We start from the raw sequence: 499 nt of genomic DNA, 5'->3' as shown, positions 1-499 counted from the left end.
CGCTTCCGCGTCCTGGCCGTTGTCGACGACTTCACCCGTGAGTGCTTGGCGCTAGTCGCCGACACGTCACTCTCAGGGCTGCGGCTTGCTCGGGAGTTGGATACGATCATCGCACGGCGCGGAAAGCCAAGGACCATTGTCTCTGACAATGGCACGGAAATGACCAGCATGGCCGTTCTCAAGTGGTGCCAGGGCACACACGTCGAATGGCATTACATCGCACCTGGCAAGCCGATGCAGAACGGTTTCGTTGAAAGCTTCAATGGCAGCTTCCGCGACGAATGCCTCAACGAAACCCTCTTCTCATCGCTGACACAGGCGCGGACGGACATCACAGCGTGGAAGGAGGACTACAACCGAAACAGACCACACTCATCGCTCGGAAATATCACACCCAGCGAATTCGCAATGAAAATGGCTATGGAAAAACAGGCCGCTTGAAGTCAGATTGAAACCAACGACTCTCCTGAAAAATGGAGGGAAGATGGGTCTCAGGTCA

At 55.3% G+C, this 499-nt stretch carries 1 protein-coding gene; it reads left to right on the top strand.

Features of this window, described 5'->3' with window-relative positions; all coding sequences use genetic code 11:
• Positions 1–441: integrase core domain-containing protein (locus IB264_RS34245; protein ID WP_192435379.1), on the top strand; the 441-nt coding region annotated here is incomplete at its 5' end.
• Positions 442–499 lie beyond the last annotated feature (58 nt).

The organism is Ensifer sp. ENS11, assembly GCF_014851895.1.
In the GTDB taxonomy this organism is placed as follows: Bacteria; Pseudomonadota; Alphaproteobacteria; order Rhizobiales; family Rhizobiaceae; genus Ensifer; species Ensifer canadensis.
The sequence above is the reverse complement of the archived record's forward strand: the minus strand, read 5'-3'. Positions and strand labels throughout refer to the sequence as shown.